Origin of the sequence: Streptomyces sp. NPDC005752 (assembly GCF_040630715.1) — a bacterium.
Taxonomy (GTDB): domain Bacteria; phylum Actinomycetota; class Actinomycetes; order Streptomycetales; family Streptomycetaceae; genus Streptomyces.
In genome coordinates this window covers 23,167-40,955 of record NZ_JBEXYB010000044.1, presented here as the reverse complement: position 1 = coordinate 40,955, position 17,789 = coordinate 23,167, and the positions used below count along the sequence as shown (strand labels likewise).

The following is a 17,789-nucleotide window of genomic DNA, read 5'->3' as shown; positions in this document are numbered from 1 at the left end:
CGCGAGCGTCCAGGGGGTACGGGTGGCGCGGGGCAGAGGTCCGGGCCACTGCCACTGGCACTGGGTCGCGCGACGGCAGACGGGCGGCCCGGGATTCACTATGACTCCGTACAGCACGCTGTCTGGTGGTTCGTCGCGCGTTCGCCACACCGTCCGGCCGGTGCCACAAAGCCTGGATGAGCCTCGCGCGGTCCGGCGCCGACGAGTGGCCGCGACGGGTGAGCTGGGGAAGTGACCGCATCGTCGCGTCCTGCCGCCAGGGACGTTGATGGGGCCGAGATGTGGCCCCACGCCGGGGTCCAAGCGGCGTACCTGCGGGTTCATTCAGCGACTTCAACCCGCGGTGTGAAATCAGTGCTAGGCCACGGACTGGCCCGTCCCCGGTCGAGGCTCCTCCGGGCCTGCGGTGCGGACCAGGTTGCCGACATTGTCCCGGTGCTCGTGCACGAGGCGGATCGCCATGGCACCTTCACCGGTGGCCGAGGCAACTCGTTTGACCGAGCCGCTCCTGACGTCGCCGGATGCGAAGACCCCGGGAAGGCTGGTCTCCAGCAGCAATGGACCACGGCCGAGCGAGTCCCACTGGGTGGCGTCGGCAACAGCCTGGGCGTCAGCCCCCGTCAGGACGAATCCCTTCTCGTCCAGGGCGAGCAAGCCCCTCAGCCACTCCGTGCGCGGGCGAGCCCCGATGAACACGAACAGCGCTGCGGCCCGCAGCAAACGGCGCTCACCATTCGCGTTGTCCTCGACGCTCAGCGACTCCAGTTTGTCCTTCCCGGAGGCGCCCCGCACTTCCGTATGGAGCAGTACCTCGATCTTCGGGTGACGTTCCACCTGGTCCACCAGGTAACGCGACATGTCCGCGTTGAGGTCGCTGCCCCGGACGAGGAGGTGGACTCTGGACGCGTGGTGGGCCAGGAACAGCGCCGCCTGTCCGGCGGAATTGCCCCCGCCGACAACCGCGACGGGGTCCGCCTCGCAGAGACTGGCCTCGTGTACGGTCGCCGCGTAGTAGACGCTGATGCCCTCCAGGCCGTCGATGCCGGGTACCTCAAGCCTGCGGTACCGGACACCTGAGGCGAGCACCACGGCGCCCGCCCGGACCTGGGATCCGTCTGTGAAGGTGACTACGTAGTCGTCGTCCTGCGGGACGAGTCCGTTGACCTGGGCCGGCACCATGAGACGGGCACCGAATTTGTGGGCCTGGAGCACCGCGCGTTCGATGAGCTCTCCTCCGGAGATGCCCGACGGGAAGCCGAGATAGTTCTCGATGCGGGACGAGGTGCCTGCCTGGCCTCCGGTGGCCACGGCGTCGACGGAGATCGTGGTGAGCCCGTCGGAGGCGCCGTACACAGCTGCGGCGAGTCCCGCCGGGCCCGCGCCGACCACTAGTACGTCGCACTGGGCGGACTGCGCCGTGGGCGCGGGCAGACCGATGAGCCTGGCGAGTTCGACGTTGCTCGGATTACGCAGCACCCGCTCGCCCTTCCAGAGGACGACCGGAGTTTCCTCGGGGCGGATGGAGAACCGACGCAGTAGCGCCTCAGCCTCCTTGTCCCTCTCCAGATCCAGCCAGCGGTGGGGCAGCCGGTTGCGGGCAGCGAACTCACGTAGGCGCAGCGTGTCCCGCGAGTAGCACGATCCCAGGATGCGGAAGCCTGCGCCGAGGCCGATGAGCAGATATCGTCGGCCCAGATAAGCGCGGAGGATCAGGTCGCCCAGTACGGGGTCACGGCTGATCAAGGTGCGTTGGCGTTCCACCGGTATGGCCAGAATTTCGCCTGCCTGACGCACTACGGCGGTGTCGAACGCTGCCTGCCCCTCCAGCATCCCCAGTTCACCCAGGAACCTGCCGGGTCCGTGTGCCGCCACGGTGCGCTCTTGCGGCCCGCCGTGATCCTGAAGGATCTCGACGGTCCCGCTGAGAATGGCGAGGAACTCCCTGAACGGCTCACCCTCCCGGTACAGCACCTCGCCTTCCGTGGTCCTGCGGCGCTCGCCGTGCGCGGTCAGGTCCTGAAGCTGTTCTGATGTAAGGCGCGGAAACGCCCCGTATCGGTCCGGCGTCTCGCGGACCGCAACATTCTTGTGCTGGGCAGTATTCATCAGACCAGAGCCTCGTGGACGTAGCACCAGCGCCAGTCCTCTCCCGGTTGGAAGGACTGCACGATGGGGTGCTCGGCGCTGCCCGCGTGTCGTCGGGCGTGTTTGAGGGGTGAGGAGTCGCAGCACCCGACGTGCCCGCAGGTGAGGCAGAGCCGCAGGTGGACCCATGGGGAATGTTCCCTGAGGCACTCCTCGCAGCCCTGCGGGGTACGCGGTGTGACTGGCCGCACCATGGCCAGGTGCGGATCCGGAATCGTGGCCATGACGTTCTCCTCTCACGGATGGTTGCTCGCAGTAACCTCGCGATGCTCTCCAGTCCGGTCGCAGTCACTCACGCAGAAGGCCCAGACCATGACGGTCAGCGCAGGGGTTACGGCAGAACGGCGGCCAGCGAGTTAGGCAGGCCGGACCTGAGGTGATCCCACTCTCCTTCGCTGACGTAGCGCTTCAGAGCCTCCAGCACGGTGCGCACGACCGTTTCGATGCCGCCGTCGACCGAGTAGGGAAAGTCGTCCCTTACGCGCTGGAAGAATTCCTCGCCACTGAGTTTCACTGGTGTCTCTGACGGCTTCCATCCGTCGTAGTAGACGCCGCGGATCAAAGTCGGAAGCTGCGCCCCCAGGTGCGCCGCCCCGTCGACGGAGAGACGGTCCCGTAGCCGGTGCAGGACGGCGCGCAAAGCGGCGTACGACTGTTTCCGGCGTTCCTTGGGCCAGCCGTTGGCTTCCTCGATGTCCCTGAGGAGCCGATTGGCTTTGTCCACCATGGTATCGAAGGAGGAAAATGTCGTTTCACTCATGTCATGGCTCCTTTCGTTACCAGAGGCTGGACGGTGACGGGCCGGGATTCGGCGCACCCCATGAGGCCCGCGTAGGGGTCGGACGTGCAACTCGGCACCGTGCGGTTTCCTGGAGCCCCTGTGGTGGCCGGGCCAGGTGACTCACCGCCCCGCAGTGGTCTGCCGGCCTTCCAGGGCCTGTTCGACCCACTGACGCAGGACGTGCGCCGGTGCCGCACCTGCCTGTCGGGCGACCGTCTCACCCTGGTCCTGGACGAGTAGCGTTGGCACTGCCTGGACCTCGAAGCGCCGACTGAGTCCCGGGTTCTTGTCGATGTCGACCTTGACGAGCTTGATCCGTCCGGCGAGGTCGCGGGCTACCTGTTCGAGGGCGGGGCTGACCATGCGGCAGGGACCGCACCACGTGGCCCAGAGGTCGACGACGACAGGTTGGACGGCGCTGTCGGCGACTTCGGCGTAGTCGTCGTCACCCGCGTCGACGACCCAGGGCAGCGGCTGCTTGCAGTTTCCGCATTTGGGGCGCCCTTCGGCGGCAACAGGAATACGGTTGTCGCGTCCGCAGTGCGGGCAGGTCACCGTCGTTGTCCGTGTGGTGTTCACGCTGCCCTCGCTTCCCGGGCCTCTTCCAACTGGTCGTAGGTGACCACCAGCTCACCGTGTTCGGCGTCGACGCGGACCGTCGCGCCGTCTTGGACGTCGCCGCGCAGAAGGGCACGCCCGACCAGCGTCTCGACCTCGTGGGAGATATATCGCCGCAGAGGCCGGGCCCCGTACACCGGGTCGTAGCCCTGGTGTGAAATCACCTCTCGGGCCGCATCGGTGAGTTCTACGTTAATTCGGCGCTCCGCCAGCCGCTGCCGCAGTTCGTCGAACTGCAGCTCCACGATTCGTTCAATCTGCCGCTCACCCAGCGGCTTGAACAGCACGATGTCATCGACGCGGTTGAGGAACTCCGGCCGGAAGTGCCCGCGTAGCTCGCCCATCACCAGGGCGCGGGCGTCAGGCTTGATCTCACCCTCGGCGGTGGCGCCGTCGAGGAGGTGCTCGGAGCCGATGTTGGACGTCATGATGATCACGGTGTTGCGGAAGTTGACTGTGCGGCCCTGAGCATCGGTGATGCGGCCGTCATCGAGGATCTGCAGCAGAGTGTTGAAGACGTCACTGTGCGCCTTCTCGATCTCGTCGAACAGCACAACCGAGTACGGCTTGCGGCGCACGGCCTCAGTGAGTTGGCCGCCTTCTTCGTAGCCGACGTATCCGGGTGGTGCGCCCATGAGCCTGCTGACGGTGTGCCGCTCCTGGTACTCACTCATGTCGAGGCGCACCATGTTGTCCTCGGAGTCGAACAGCGCCCGGGCGAGGGTCTTCGTCAGCTCGGTCTTTCCGACGCCGGTGGGGCCGAGGAAGATGAAGGAACCGATGGGGCGGCGAGGGTCGCGGATGCCGGAGCGGGCTCGGATGATTGCGTCGGCGACGAGCTGGACGGCCTCGTCCTGGCCGACGACGCGCTCGCGAAGAATCTCGTCGAGGCGCAGCAGCTTGTCGCGTTCACCTTCCTGCAGGCGGGCGACCGGGATGCCGGTCCAGGCAGCGACGATGTCTGCGATCTCCTCCTCTGTGACCACCTCGCGCAGCAACCGGTTCTGCCCCTGCCTGGTGGCCAGCTGCTCCTCCTCCGCTGCGAGTCGGCGCTCCAAATCCCTGAGGCGGCCGTATCGGAGTTCGGCGGCGCGGTTGAGGTCGTAGGCGCGTTCGGCTTCCTCCGCCTCCTGGCGGACCTGCTCCTGTTCCTGGCGCAGTTCCTGCACACGCCGGATCGCCTGCCGTTCGGCCTCCCACTGAGCGTGTTTGGCGTCGGCCTCACCGCGCAGGTCGGCCAGTTCCTTGCGCAGCTCCTCCAGGCGGGTTCTGCTGGCGGGGTCGGTCTCCTTGGAGAGGGCTGCTTCCTCGATCTCCAGACGGGTGACGCGGCGGGTGATCTCGTCGAGTTCGGCAGGCATGGAGTCGATCTCGGTACGCAGCCGGGCGCATGCCTCGTCGACGAGGTCGATGGCCTTGTCGGGCAGGAATCGATCGGTGATGTAGCGGTGGCTGAGGGTGGCGGCGGAGACCAGCGCGGTGTCCTGGATCTTGACGCCGTGGAAGACTTCCAAGCGCTCACGCAGTCCACGCAGGATGGAGATGGCGTCCTCAAGGCTGGGCTCGTCGACCAGGACCTGCTGGAATCGTCGTTCGAGCGCTGCGTCCTTTTCGATGTGTTTGCGGTACTCGTCGAGGGTGGTGGCGCCGATCATGTGGAGTTCGCCGCGGGCAAGCATCGGCTTGAGCATGTTCCCCGCGTCCATGGCCCCTTCGGCGGCGCCCGCACCGACAACGGTGTGCAGTTCGTCGACGAAGAGCAAGATGCCGCCTTGCGCAGCCTTGACCTCGCTGAGCACGGCCTTGAGGCGTTCCTCGAACTCGCCTCGGTATTTGGCACCGGCGACCAGAGAACCCATGTCGAGGGCGAACACGATCTTGTCGCGAAGGCCCTCAGGCACGTCGCCGCGGACGATGCGCTGGGCGAGGCCCTCGATGATGGCGGTCTTGCCGACGCCGGGGTCTCCGATGAGGACCGGGTTGTTCTTGGACTTGCGGCTCAGGATCTGGGTGACGCGGCGAATCTCGGCGTCCCGGCCGATGACCGGGTCGAGCCTGCCTTCCTTGGCCTCGGCGACGAGATCGCGGCCGTACTTCTCCAGAGCTTCGTAGGCCACCTCGGGATTGGCGGACGTGACACGCTGATTGCCGCGGACCTGGGTGAGTGCGCCCAGGAACGTGTCCCTCGTGATCCCTGCCTGGTTGAGCAGGCGTCCGGCGGCTGTTGATGTCCCCTCTTCAGCCAGGGCGAGCAGGAGGTGCTCCACGGACACGTACTCGTCCTTGAGGCGTTTGGCCTCGCGTTCCGCGGCGTCGAGCAGGCCCGCGAGGCGCTGAGTGACGAAGACCTGGCCGGGTGCCGCACCGGGGCCGGTGACCTTCGGGCGGCGGGAGAGTTCCCCGCGCACGGCCGCGCGCAGTTCCTCCGGATCGGTTCCGGTCTGCGGTAGCAGCCGTGGGATCAGACCGTTCTCCTGATCGAGGAGTGCGAGCAGCAGGTGTTCGCCGTCCACTTCGGTCTGCCCCATCCGGCCGGCCGCTGACTGGGCCTCTTGGAGGGCTTCCTGGGATTTCTGTGTGAGACGGTTCATGTCCATGGGGGTGTATCACTCCTCGTTCCGCGGCCACGCAGGGCGGTTTCGAGCAGGCTGATGCGGTCGAGCAGGTCGAGCACCAGGCCGATGGATGCGTAATTGAGGCAGAGCCCGGATCGCAGCCGCTGGATGCGGGCGAGTACCGCTGGGGCGTCGCGGTCGAAGACCAGGTGGCCGACGGCATCGCGTTCGGCGTCGACCAGCCCGAGGGCGACGAACCTGCGGACCAGATCAGGATGGAGACCCGATCGACGGGCCACGGCCTCCAACGAAAGTCTTGGGGCGGGAACGAGCGCATAACGGGCAGCCGGCGAAGCGGTGGCGACATAGGTGACCGGCTGAACCGGGCGGGCGCCTGCACCGGACCGGCCGATGCCTGCCGCTCCCGTGGGTCGGTCGTTCATCGCGTCCTCCTTGGGTCGAACGAGGAGGTCGCGGCGAGCTCCTCGAACAGTTCACGCTCCCGGTCGCCAAGTGTGGGTGGCACCATGACGCGGAGTTCGGCGTACAGGTCGCCGCTGGCACCGCGCGGGTTCGGCATGCCCTCTCCGCGCAGCCGCAGCCGACGGCCGCTGGACGAGCCGGCAGGCACGGTGACCTTGGCTGTGCCACCGCCCGGGGTGGGTACCGGCACGGTCGCACCCAGGGCCGCCTCCCACGGGGTGACCGGGACCTGCACGTGGACATCGCGGCCGTCCAGCCGGAACTGAGGATGGGACTGGATCCGCACCCGCAGGTGCAAGTCGCCCGCGGGTGCGGCACCACTGCCCCGCCCGCCCTCTCCCGCCAGCCGGATGCGCTGCCCGTCTGTGACGCCCGGCGGGACGTCGACCTCGTAGCGCCGCGGCTGCCCGGTGGGCCCGGCCAGTGTGACGGTACGGCGGCCGCCCTTGTACGCCTCCTCGACGGTGAGCGGCAGTTCGGCCTCCTGGTCGGCTCCCGGTACGCCGGCGGAGCCGGCGCCTGCACCGAAGAGCGACCCGAGCAGGTCCTCGATGTTCACATCCTCGGCCGAGAAGTCATCCCCGAAGCCGGTGGTGTACCGGACTCGGGGGCCGCCGGCGCCTGCGGTCCGCTGGGTACGGAATCCGCTGCCCGCTCCGGCCGCGACCCGGTCGTCGAAGTCTTCGGGGATCTTGCGGAAGTCCTCGCCGAAGCGGTCGTAGCGTGCCCGGGTCTTCGGGTCGGACAGGACGCTGTACGCCTCGTTGAGGTCCTTGAAGCGTTCCTCCGCCGCCGGGTCCTTGTTGACGTCGGGATGGTGTTTGCGGGCGAGCTTGCGATATGCCTGCTGGATCTCGTCCTGGCTCGCGGTCCGCGACACTCCCAGCGCTTCGTAGAAGTCCCGTGCCATGACAGGTCACTCCCGCTTCGCGACAGTCACGGCGGCTGGTCTGAGCTGCCGATCGCCGTCGCCGTAGCCTGGGCGCAGCACCTGCACGACGGTGCCTGGCTCGATGTCGGGGTCATCGACCACGCTCACCACCTCGTGGTGGGCCGGGTCGAAGGCCACTCCGGTCTCCGCATGCCGCGGGTAGCCGAGCTGTTCGAGGACGCCCACCGCTTGGTCGCGGACCGCCCGGACGCCTTCCACGACCGCACCTGAGTCGGCGTCGGCGTGGGACAGGGCGAGTTCGAGGTTGTCCAGGACGGGCAGGAAGGCGGCGGCCGTACGCGAACGCTCGATCGTCCGCTCCCGCTCCAGTTCCCTCGCGTGGCGCTTGCGCAGGTTGTCGAGGTCGGCGAGCGCGCGCCGCCAGCGGTCCTCCAGTTCTTGCATCGCGGCTGTGTGCTGGTCCACCGCGGACGCAGCACCGGTGTCGTCGGTTCGCGGGCCGTCGTTCGTCGCTTGCGGCCGGGGTGGCGGGCCGGGTTGCTGCGAGTCTTCGCTCTGACGGCGTGCGGCACCTTCCGGGGGCGGTTCGGCCGGCGAGGCCCGGTCCGGTTCTTGGGGGTGGCGGGGCATGGCGGCCTCAACCCTTGTCGAATTCTGCGTCGATGACGTCGTCGTCGCCGTTGCCATCACTCGGGGGAGCGCCGGTGGAGGAGTCCTGACCCGGGTCTCCCGTGGCGGTGGGCCCCTGCTGGGCAGCCAGTCCGGCGAGGACCTGTTGGAGTTCGGAGGCCAGTGGCCGCACGCGCTCCACGCCCGCCTCTTCCTTGACCGCCGCCCGGGCATCGGAGACGAGCATCTCGGCGCGTGCCTTTTCGTGCGCGGGGGCTCCGTCGCCCAGTTCGGCGAGGCGCTTCTCGACCTGGTACGCGACGGCGTCGAGCTCGTTGCGGGCGTCGACGGCCTCGCGGAGCTCTCGGTCCTGGCCCTGGTTGCGCTCGGCCTCCTGGACCATTCGCTCGACCTCACCGCGGTCCAGGTTGGAGCTTTCGCTGATGGTGATGCCCTGTTCCTTGCCGGTGTCGCCGTCGCGCGCCTTGACGTTGAGGATGCCGTTGGCGTCGATGTCGAAGGTGACCTCGATCTGCGGTTCGCCTCGCGGCGCCGGCCGGATGTCGGTGAGCTGGAATCGGCCGAGCACCCGGTTGTCGGCAGCACGCTCCCGCTCACCCTGGAGGACGACCACGTCGACGGCCGGCTGGTTGTCCTCGGCGGTGGAGAACGTCTCGGTTCGCCGCACCGGGATGGTGGTGTTCCGCTCGATGATCTTCGTCATGACTCCGCCGCGCGTCTCGAGGCCAAGCGACAGGGGCGTGACATCGAGCAGCAGGACGTCCTTGACCTCACCCTTGAGCACCCCGGCCTGGATCGCGGCGCCCAGGGCCACGACCTCGTCGGGGTTGACGCTCATATTGGGGTCCTTGCCGCCGGTCAGCCGGCGCACCAGTGCCTGGACTGCGGGTATGCGTGTGGAGCCGCCCACGAGGATGACCTCGTCGATGTCGCTCTCACCGACCTTGGCGTCGGCCATTGCCTGCTGGACCGGCTCCAGGCACCGCTCCACGAGGTCGCCGGTGATCTGCTCGAATGTGGACCGCATGACGGAGTCGGTGAGGTGTTTGGGGCCCGAGGCGTCGGCGGTGATGAACGGCAGGCTGACCTGCGTCTGCGTCACAGAGCTGAGCTCGGTCTTGGCCTTCTCCGCCGCCTCGAACAGTCGTTGCAGCGCCTGCGGGTCATTCCGCAGGTCGATGCCGTTCTCCTTCTGGAAGTCGTCTGCGAGATGGTCCACCAGGCGCCGGTCGAAGTCGTCGCCGCCCAGGTGGCTGTCCCCCGCGGTGGAGCGCACCTCTACCACGCCGTCGCCGACATCGAGAATGCTCACGTCGAAGGTGCCGCCGCCCAGGTCGAAGACGAGGACGGTCTCGTGCTGCTTCTTGTCCATGCCGTATGCGAGGGCGGCCGCAGTCGGCTCGTTGATGATCCGCAGCACCTCCAGACCCGCGATCCGACCGGCATCCTTGGTGGCGGTGCGCTGGGCGTCGTTGAAGTAGGCGGGCACCGTGATGACCGCCTCCGTCACGCGCTCACCCATCTGCTTGGAGGCGTCGTCGGCGAGTTTGCGCAGCACCTGTGCGCTGATTTCCTCAGGCGCGTACAGCTTGTCGCGCACCTTGAAGCGGGCCGCCCCGCCGTCGCCCTCGACGACGTCGTACGCCACCGCTTTCGCCTCGTCGGAGATCTCGTCGAAGTGCCGGCCTATGAATCGCTTGGCCGAGTAGATGGTGCCCTTGGGGTTGAGGATCGCCTGGCGCCGGGCCATCTGGCCCACCAGTCGCTCCCCGGTGTCGGTGAAGCCCACCACGGACGGCGTCGTCCGGTTGCCCTCGGTGTTGGGCACAACGGACGGCTCGCCGCCCTCCCACACGGCGATCACCGAGTTGGTGGTACCCAGGTCTATACCCACTGCCCTGGCCATGAGGAACTCCTCCCGGTGCTGCGGCCTGCGCCGATTCCCGGTTCACTTTCGTTCAGTTACGGATAGGACCTCCGCGAATGGCCCGCAGCGTGCCATGTGCACGTCACTGCATGTCGTACTGGGTCGGCTGCGTCAGGCAGGGCCATGAACAGCCCTGGCAGCCGCACCTGCACAGCGCACAACGACAGGTGCATGCAGAACAGCTATGTGACCAACACCCTCACGATCAGCTCGCAAGCGCGAGAGGCAAGACCGAGGGGGCCGAGCCTGGGCGGTTCACAATCACAAGCCCGGACAGTGCGCCTCGTACAAGGCAACCGACCTGCATTGCTGCTCAGTCATAGCTCCCGCTTCTCCTGCCCGTCCACACGCGGAGGCCTTCGAACGCAACCCAGCATGTCGAGCCGAGTGGCTCTTCGCCTGCGCCTGGCCGGACAGAAATGCACGAGCCCGATCACCCTACGAGTACTAGAGTGAAATACGGACATAATGCGTGGGGTGGCTTGCGGGCAGTAGCCGCAACAGTGCTCGCCTGGCCCTCCGACAGCCCGGAAGTGGTGCCATGGGCAAGAGTCGGCCGGACAATCTGAACCGCCACTCCGACAGGGAGGGCAGCTTGTCGGGGGACGGCATCCGGCGGCCTCCCGCAGCCGCTCTCAGAGAACCCCATCCACCAGCCTCCGCCGACCGTGCCCTCCAGGAAATGACGGTGCTGTCCCGCACCCTGTTCGACACCCCGGACGAAAGCGAGATCCTGCGCCTGGCCATGGACCACATAGCCGCCGCCGGGCCTTACAGCGCCGAGGCCGGTTACCTCATCCAAGCGGACGGTGACATGGTCCCCAGCCCGGGGAACCGCAAGGATCACTCCCTGACCGTGGCCCGGAGAGTGCGAAACCTCGCTGGGCAGGACGGTCCCGTGGCCGTCCCCGGCAGTCCTTGGGGCCAAGCCCTTGGTCTGCGCGGATCTGAGGGACTGCACGGTTACCTCGTAGTGACGTCCCGCACCCGGCCCACCGAAGCCGAGCGGTCCCTGCTCGCCACACTCATCCGGCACACGGCTGCTGCGCTGTCGGTCGCCTTCGCATACCGCCGCCGCCGCGAGGAGGCGCTGGAGCTGCACCGGCTCAGGGAGGAACGCGCAGCCCTCCAGCGGCAGCTGATCGCCGTCGCGGCTGAGCTGGCGTACCGGCGTGCTGTACACGCACTCATGGCCGAGGTCGCCGCCTTGGGCGGTGACGAGGAGGCCGTCACTCGCGCACTGCACGACCTGACCGGACTCCCCGCCCTGGTCGAGGACCGCTTCGGCCGGCTGAGGTCCTGGGCAGGACCCAGCCGGCCCGACCCCTATCCGGAACCGGACCCCGCGCGCCAGAACGCACTGCTGAACGCCGCCGCCCGGGAGGCCGGGCCGGCGCGGATCAAGGGCCGACTGATCGCTCTGGTCCGCCCGCATGGCGAGGTTCTGGGCATGTTGGCCTTGGTCGATCCCCAGTGCCAGGCAGACGAGCACACCGTGCTCGCGTTGGAACAGGCCGCCACGTCGCTCGCCCCGGAGCTGGCGCACCTGCGCAACCTGGCCGAAGTGGAACTGAGGCTGCACCGCGAGCTGGCCGACGACCTACTGGCAGGAACGGACGAGACCAGCGCCTACGCCAGGTCCGAGGCCGTCGGACACGACCTGCATCGCGTCCACTACATCGTGGTGGTGCAGTGGTCGGACCGGACTGCGGACGATTCCTTCGCCCAGACCGTGGGCCGGGCGGCCTCTGCCGTGGGCATGCGCTCGCTGCTGACCCGGCGTGCCGATCACGTGATCCTGCTCGCTGACGACAGGCCGCACGCTCGAGCGCTGTACGAGGAGCTCATCCTGGAAACGGGGGCGCCGTCCGGGAGCATCGGCGTGAGCGCCCGGTGTGATTCCCCCAACGACATCCCCCAGCACTATCAGGAGGCGCAGCGCGCCCTGGAAGTGCGCCGCCACTCCCGCAAGCGATACGGCACGACGTTCTTCGACCAACTCGGCCTCTATCGCATCCTGGGGCCTGGCAACGATTTCCGGGAACTGGAGGCGTTCGTCCACGAGTGGCTCGGGCAACTCCTCGACTACGACGCCCGAAACAACTCGACCATGGCGGAGACCTTGGCCCGGTACTTCGACTGCGGCGGCAACTACGACGAGACGGCCGCATCCCTCGCCATCCACCGCAGCACGCTGCGCTACAGACTCCAGCGCATCCGCGAGATCAGCGGCAACGACCTCGCGAACGTCGAGGACCGGCTCAACCTCCAGGTGGCGACCCGAGTGTGGAAGATCGTGCTGGGCGGATCCGGCTGATGCCTCGTACAAGAGCTGGGCAAGCGCATTACCCCGCCCGGGAGCCGGCTCCTTCGACGGTGATGTGTGCGTCCGGGCGTCGGATGCAGGCCCGGCCCGCGCTCCCGCCGGTCTCGTGACTGCGCAGCAGCGTGTTCGCCCGCTGCCCACGACGCCTTCGCTGTCTGCTGGTTGCGAAAGCGGCAGCAGGGCACGACCCCAGGCTGAGCACCGTTCATACAACACGTCCCCAAGAGCCGGTACATCGTGGCCGCTGTTTGACCGGCACTCTCGTCATGCCTGATCCCCAGACTTCTTCGAAGTATCGGAAATCCCCGCAAGCGTCAGGCTCTTTGTGTGCAATCCGGGTGCCGACGTGGCGGTGGCGTCGGCCCGCATCAGGGGTGATCCAAGAGAGCCCGGGTCTCAACGTTGATCTGCTGAGCCTCTCCGGTGGGGACGACCACGACGGGAACTCGCGCGCCGGGCTCGCTGATGATTTCGGGACGTTCGGCGACCAGTGGTCGCAGGCCGCCCGTGAGGCCGAACAGAGACAGCCCGGCGCACACCTCTTCACGCACCTCAGGCTGGTCCTCGCCGATCTCGCCGGTGAAAACGAGAGCGTCCAGGCGGCTCAAGGATGCGGCCATGCTGGCGATGCCGCGACGGCACTGGTGGGTGAAGACGTCAAGGGCGAGTGCGGCGCGCTCGTCGCCTGCCGCCCGGCTGCGGACCAGGTCGCGCGTGTCGTCCGAAGTGCCGGAGAGGGCGAGCAGACCGGACCTGTGGTTCAGAGCGTCCTCGATCTCGTTCGCAGACACGTTCTTCCGTGTGAGCAGCCAGGTCAGGGCGCCAGGGTCGATGCTGCCGCTGCGATGACTCATCACCAGACCCTCCAAGGGCGTAAAGCCCATCGTCGTGTCGACACTGCGCCCATCACGCACCGCGCAGGCGGAGCAGCCACCGCCAAGGTGCACCATCACCAGGTGCAGTTGCTCGGGACGGCGGCCGAGGAGCTCAGCGGTGCGGGCCAGCGCCCAGGCGTAGGACAGGCCGTGGAAGCCGTAGCGGCGCAGTCCGTACTTATCGCGCCAGCTGGAAGGTACCGCGTACTCCCGTGCCGCAACGGGTAAGCCGGCGTGGAAGACGGTGTCGAAGCAGGCGACGTGGGGAACTCCCGGCAACAGAGACCGAGCCGCGTCCAGAACGGTCAGTGCTTGGGGGACGTGCAATGGCGCGAGGTCTGCCACCCGGTTCAAGCGGGCCCGCACAGCGTCGTCCAGCAGAGTGTGGCTGCGCAGCTCAGATCCGCCGTGGACGATGCGGTGACCCGCAGCCGCAGAAGCCGGTCCTTCCTCCAGCAACTGCCGCAGCGCTTCGGTGGCCCCCTCGCCAGGCGGAGAGTCACTGTGGTGTTCGTTAAGGACTTGACCACCGTCGCCGAAGACCGTCAGGCGCAGGCTCGATGACCCCGCATCAGCCACCAGTACCGGGCTGGTTCGTGTACGCACACGCCGATCCTCTCCCTCGTTCCGCGAGCATCCCTCGAAAGAGGATTCATGACTTCGTAACGGGGCTCCACGCCCCGGCATTGAGTACCCGATCCGACCGCAGTGAAAACAGAATGGTCCGCTGAGCGGGTCCTGCAGAGACCAGCATTATCGGCCTGGCAATCAGACCTGGGCATATGCGTAGCTCTCGGGTCTAAGTCGTCAGGGACTATTCATGCCTTCTCAGCTCTGCCGGAGGGAAATCTGAGCGAGTTCGCAGTGCAAACAGGGACGGCTGCGACGGCACTGAAAGGCCCAGGGCTTCGGGCGGGCCCATCCGCGCAGTCGCTCGACAGCGCTCCGGCAGGTGTCGGACTGGCAGTAGCAGACGAGCATTTGCGTGAGCGCCGGGCCCGCGGACGGGTGTTCAGTCGTACAGGTAGAACCCCAAGCCGGTCTTGCGGCCGAGCCGGCCCGCGTCCACCATCCGGGGGAGCAGCGGGGGAGCGGCGTACAGGTGCGCGTACAACTGGTCGGCGCTGCGTGTAGCCCTGTGAGCTGCGCTTTCGTTGGCTGTGCGGCGGCTTTGCCAGCGCCAGGGACTTCTCGGGGACTTTCGATCCTGCATCACACGAGCCACGTATCCATCGCGGCCAGCCCGCGCTTGCCTGCGCCAGGCATGAAGTGTGCGTAGTAGTCGAGGGTGACCTTCGGGGAGGAGCACCCCAGCCAGGTCGCCACGCTCACGATGGACTCGCCTGCCTCCAACTGCACGCTTGCGAAGGTATGGCGCAGGATGGTTTGAAGATTGTGCGGTGGGCCCAGGATCCCTGCGGGACACGTGTCCTGTAGAGGTTGCCGATCTGGCCAAACGGACGACGGGCAACCACGGCCGCGATGAACTGTTTTCTTGATGACCTGAACGGGCTATGCGGTGGAGGTGAAGCCCTTGCATCTCTCTACCGTGCGTAACGGATAGTGAGGGAAGGCGACACGGCCAGACTTTTCTTCGAACATAGAGGTTCCCGCCGGAATGCTGCTCGAGCCCGTCGCTTGCACCATTAGTTCCCTATGGCGGGCCTTCCCGCCCCGGGTTGTCAGAGTAGGTGCAGGTTGGGTGCCTGCGCGGCGTTCGAGTATTCGGGCAGTGCGACGACAGCCACCCCGGCGTCCTCGAGGGTCTCGGTGCCTTCGGCGTCGGCGACGAAGGTGTCGGGCTCGTTCCAAGCGGTGACGACGCGGCGAAGGCCCACGTCGCGGATGAGCTGGGCGCAGGGACGAGGTCGGGACGCGCGCCTGGCGCAGGGCTCCAGGGAGCTGTAGATCGTGGCGGTGGCGAGCCGGGCGTCCTCGGCGGGGAGCTTGGCGAGGGCGCCTTCCTCGGCGTGGTCGTGGGGGCCGTTCTCGCGGGAGTAGCCGCGGGCGAGTTCGGTCCCGTCGGCCGCGACGATGACCGCCCCCACGCTGAAGGCGGTCTCCGAAGGTGGGCAGAGGGCGGCCAGCTCACAGGCGAGGGCGAGCCAGTTCCGGTCTGCGCTGTTGGGCTCGCGGCCGGTGCCGGGGGCGCCGGCTGAAGGGGTGGTGCTCATCGGGGCTCCGTCGAAGTGTCCTTGGGGGCGTACCTCAGGAGTACCACGTCACCGATCTGGCGGGCCTCCAGGAGCCGGAGGCGGGCGGCGGGGCCGCCAGGGTAGCTCGCGGGGCCGAGCATCCTTACCGCATCGAACTGGCCGACCAAGAGCGGGGCGATGACGAGTTGGAGTTCGTCGGCAAGAGCTGCTTCGAGGAGCTGTGTGTGAACGGTGCCACCGCCTTCGACCATGAGCCGCTTTGCGGCGTATTCGTCGCCGAGGATGTCGAGCGCGGCCGACCATACGGCCTCGGCGGGCACGCTCTGAACGGTAGCCAGGTCACCGAGGTTGGCGCGAGCTTTCGCGGTGGCCTCGTGGCCCACGGCCAGGACGAGCTTGTCTCCGCCGTGGTGCCAGAACTTCCAGCCGGGATCAAGGTTGCCCGTTCCTGTGATGGTGACCTTCAGCGGGTACTCCGGCTCACCGGCGGCGACCCGGGACGCCCTGCGTTCCGCCGAGTTGACGAGGAGGCGGGGGTTGTCGGCGCGGAGTGTGCCGGCGCCGACAAGGATCGCGTCGACACTGGCTCGTACGGAGTCGACGCGTTCGAAGTCCTCCTTGTTGGAGAGCAGGAGCCGGTCCTCGCCCGGGCGGGTGTCGAGGTGACCGTCGATCGATACAGCTGCGGACAACAGGACGTACGGGCGGGGCACGGTATCTCCAGGCGGTGTACGCGGGTGAGTCAGGCGGGATGCAGAACGATACGGTCGAGTGAGGCGCGGAACTCGGCGACGCCGTCCTCGCCGGTTGCGGGGGCCAGTGCCTGGTCGAGCCGGTCGAGCTGTCCGAAGATGCGGGCAGATCCGGTCTCGGCGGCGATCCCGACGGCCTGCCCACCGATTCGGGCAGCGAGGGTCACGTTGCCTGTGCCCGCATGGGCACGTGCAGCGCGAGCTAGGTAGACACCGCGGTCCCGGCGATATGCAGACGGGAGCATTGCGAGGGCGCTGTCGAAGCCTGCCGCGGCCTGCTCATACTCGCCGAGCACGGCGAGGGAGCGAGCTCGGGCGGTGCTGATGTACGCCGCATCGAGCCAGGAACCCCAGACACCGTCGGAGCCCGCGCAACCGAGGAGAGCAAGCGCGGTGTCGTAAGCCCTGTGGGCTTCGCTGCCTTCACCGAGTACGGCACGCGCGTGGGCCTCGTGCAGAACGGCGATGACTTCGAGGCGGCTCCCGGGTCGGGCGGTGCGTCGGGCGGCTGCGGCGAGGCCGAGAGCGTCGGCAGGATGACCGGTGTCGACCGCGAGCTGTGCCTTACGGCCGAGGATGTACGCGGTGAGATCGGTGTCGCCGGTGATGTGGGAAGCGTCCAGTGCTTTCGCGGTGTGGCCGTGGGCGGTGCGCTCGTCGCCGATGTCCTGGGCGAACCAGCCTGCCAGCTCTTCGTATCGCGTCTCCAAGGCGAGAAGCTCGATGGCGTCGGTGCCACGAGCGGATCGACGTCTTGTGGCAAGGGAGACGAGGTGTTGTTGCAGGGCGGGCAACACGTGCCGGGGGCCGATGAGGTTGTCGGTCTGGATCATGACCCGGCGGAGTTGCGCGAAGTGCTCGAAGGGAGACCCCATGTCGGCGAGTTCGGTGGCAGCCGCCGGCCTCGCGGCCGGCATGGCTGTCGCAGCCAGGCTGGCGATCCCTGATGCGAGAACAACGCGGCGGGGCACGGGCACGAAGAGGATCCTTCCGTGGATGCGGGCGGGGACGACGACCGTGTCCGTGTCGTCTCCAAGCGAGCCTGCCCGCACGACCGCGTTCATGGCCAGGGTCTCCGGGGCGCTGGCCCCATGACCCCGTGTCCTGGCCCCATGAGTCGCTGTCCCGGCTCTGGACACCGGGACAGAGCAGTCCTGGGGGGCCTCGCGCTCCGCGCTGTCCCAGCCACGAACCAATGCACCGGCGGCATCGAGGACGTCGTCGAGAGCGATGGCCGCATGTTTCGGGACGGGACGTTCAGCGCGCTCGAAGCGCCCGAGATGTGAACGGTCGATCAACGCCCGGCGAGCCAGAGCCTGCTGCGACAGCAGACGGGCTTCGCGGAACTGGCGTAGCTCGTAACCCCAGCGGTGCCATGGGCCGGCGTCCGGAGTCAGCTCGTTCGGCTGCTGCCCCACGCTTCCTCCTCCACCGTGGACTTCCGTTCACCCGCGGTCGATGTCAGCGACAGGGGCGGCTCTCCATGGGGCCTGCGGAGCCAGCGTGTGAGGCTCCATCCAGGGCCTGCCCACCGAGGTTCCGTACCGCTTTCATCGTCGGTACGAGCTGATCACACGGTATCCGAACGGCGCCTGGCACGGACCTGATTCACGTCAGTAGCGAACGTAGTGGTCGGTCGGACCGAACGC

General features: G+C 67.7%; 13 protein-coding genes and 2 pseudogenes. 1 reads left to right on the top strand and 14 read right to left on the bottom strand.

The window, feature by feature from the left end:
• Nucleotides 1–357 precede the first annotated feature (357 nt).
• From ABZ441_RS29225 to dnaK, 9 genes are all read right to left on the bottom strand, one after another.
• Entirely contained in the window at nucleotides 358–2,106 is a 1,749-nt protein-coding gene (locus tag ABZ441_RS29225) for an FAD-dependent oxidoreductase (protein WP_355771375.1), read from the bottom strand.
• On the bottom strand, nucleotides 2,106–2,369 hold the full coding sequence (locus tag ABZ441_RS29220) for a UBP-type zinc finger domain-containing protein (protein WP_104783392.1): 264 nt from the start codon (nucleotides 2,367–2,369) through the stop codon (nucleotides 2,106–2,108). Before ABZ441_RS29220 ends, ABZ441_RS29225 begins: the two co-directional genes overlap by 1 nt.
• A 107-nt stretch (nucleotides 2,370–2,476) precedes the next feature.
• Nucleotides 2,477–2,905, bottom strand: coding sequence for a DUF2267 domain-containing protein (locus tag ABZ441_RS29215; RefSeq protein ID WP_275322450.1), 429 nt, complete (start codon nucleotides 2,903–2,905; stop codon nucleotides 2,477–2,479).
• Between the two features lie 141 nt (nucleotides 2,906–3,046).
• Nucleotides 3,047–3,505 (bottom strand): thioredoxin, encoded by a 459-nt coding sequence (gene trxA / locus ABZ441_RS29210; RefSeq protein ID WP_352261364.1) that lies wholly within the window; start codon nucleotides 3,503–3,505, stop codon nucleotides 3,047–3,049.
• On the bottom strand, nucleotides 3,502–6,141 hold the full coding sequence (gene clpB, locus ABZ441_RS29205) for an ATP-dependent chaperone ClpB (RefSeq protein ID WP_352261363.1): 2,640 nt from the start codon (nucleotides 6,139–6,141) through the stop codon (nucleotides 3,502–3,504). The genes trxA and clpB overlap by 4 nt, the downstream gene beginning before the upstream one ends.
• Nucleotides 6,132–6,542: a chaperone modulator CbpM gene (locus ABZ441_RS29200; protein ID WP_329022970.1), complete on the bottom strand. Its 411-nt coding sequence runs from the start codon at nucleotides 6,540–6,542 to the stop codon at nucleotides 6,132–6,134. The genes clpB and ABZ441_RS29200 overlap by 10 nt, the downstream gene beginning before the upstream one ends.
• Complete coding sequence (locus ABZ441_RS29195) at nucleotides 6,539–7,492, bottom strand: J domain-containing protein (RefSeq protein ID WP_329022968.1); 954 nt, start codon at nucleotides 7,490–7,492, stop codon at nucleotides 6,539–6,541. Before ABZ441_RS29195 ends, ABZ441_RS29200 begins: the two co-directional genes overlap by 4 nt.
• A gap of 6 nt (nucleotides 7,493–7,498) precedes the next feature.
• Nucleotides 7,499–8,104, bottom strand: coding sequence for a nucleotide exchange factor GrpE (locus tag ABZ441_RS29190; RefSeq protein WP_355771386.1), 606 nt, complete (start codon nucleotides 8,102–8,104; stop codon nucleotides 7,499–7,501).
• A gap of 7 nt (nucleotides 8,105–8,111) precedes the next feature.
• Nucleotides 8,112–10,010: a molecular chaperone DnaK gene (dnaK, locus tag ABZ441_RS29185; protein ID WP_352261360.1), complete on the bottom strand. Its 1,899-nt coding sequence runs from the start codon at nucleotides 10,008–10,010 to the stop codon at nucleotides 8,112–8,114.
• Nucleotides 10,011–10,713: 703 nt separating this feature from the next.
• On the opposite strand from dnaK, the gene ABZ441_RS29180 reads away from it, so the two are divergent.
• Complete coding sequence (locus ABZ441_RS29180; protein WP_358979610.1) at nucleotides 10,714–12,348, top strand: helix-turn-helix domain-containing protein; 1,635 nt, start codon at nucleotides 10,714–10,716, stop codon at nucleotides 12,346–12,348.
• Nucleotides 12,349–12,725: 377 nt separating this feature from the next.
• On the opposite strand, the gene ABZ441_RS29175 is transcribed toward ABZ441_RS29180, so the two are convergent.
• The 5 genes and pseudogenes from ABZ441_RS29175 to ABZ441_RS29155 form a co-directional block, all read right to left on the bottom strand.
• A complete protein-coding gene (locus ABZ441_RS29175; protein ID WP_358979608.1) occupies nucleotides 12,726–13,838 on the bottom strand; it encodes an acetate/propionate family kinase in 1,113 nt (370 codons plus the stop codon).
• Between the two features lie 406 nt (nucleotides 13,839–14,244).
• A complete protein-coding gene (locus tag ABZ441_RS29170) occupies nucleotides 14,245–14,445 on the bottom strand; it encodes a 3-hydroxyacyl-CoA dehydrogenase family protein (RefSeq protein ID WP_352261401.1) in 201 nt (66 codons plus the stop codon).
• 5 nt (nucleotides 14,446–14,450) lie between these two features.
• Nucleotides 14,451–14,615, bottom strand: a pseudogene (locus ABZ441_RS29165) (integrase); the annotation flags it as partial.
• A 299-nt stretch (nucleotides 14,616–14,914) separates the two neighbouring features.
• Nucleotides 14,915–16,101, bottom strand: a pseudogene (locus ABZ441_RS29160) (dihydrofolate reductase family protein).
• A 29-nt stretch (nucleotides 16,102–16,130) separates the two neighbouring features.
• Nucleotides 16,131–17,558 (bottom strand): helix-turn-helix transcriptional regulator, encoded by a 1,428-nt coding sequence (locus tag ABZ441_RS29155; RefSeq protein ID WP_358979606.1) that lies wholly within the window; start codon nucleotides 17,556–17,558, stop codon nucleotides 16,131–16,133.
• Between the last annotated feature and the right edge of the window lie 231 nt (nucleotides 17,559–17,789).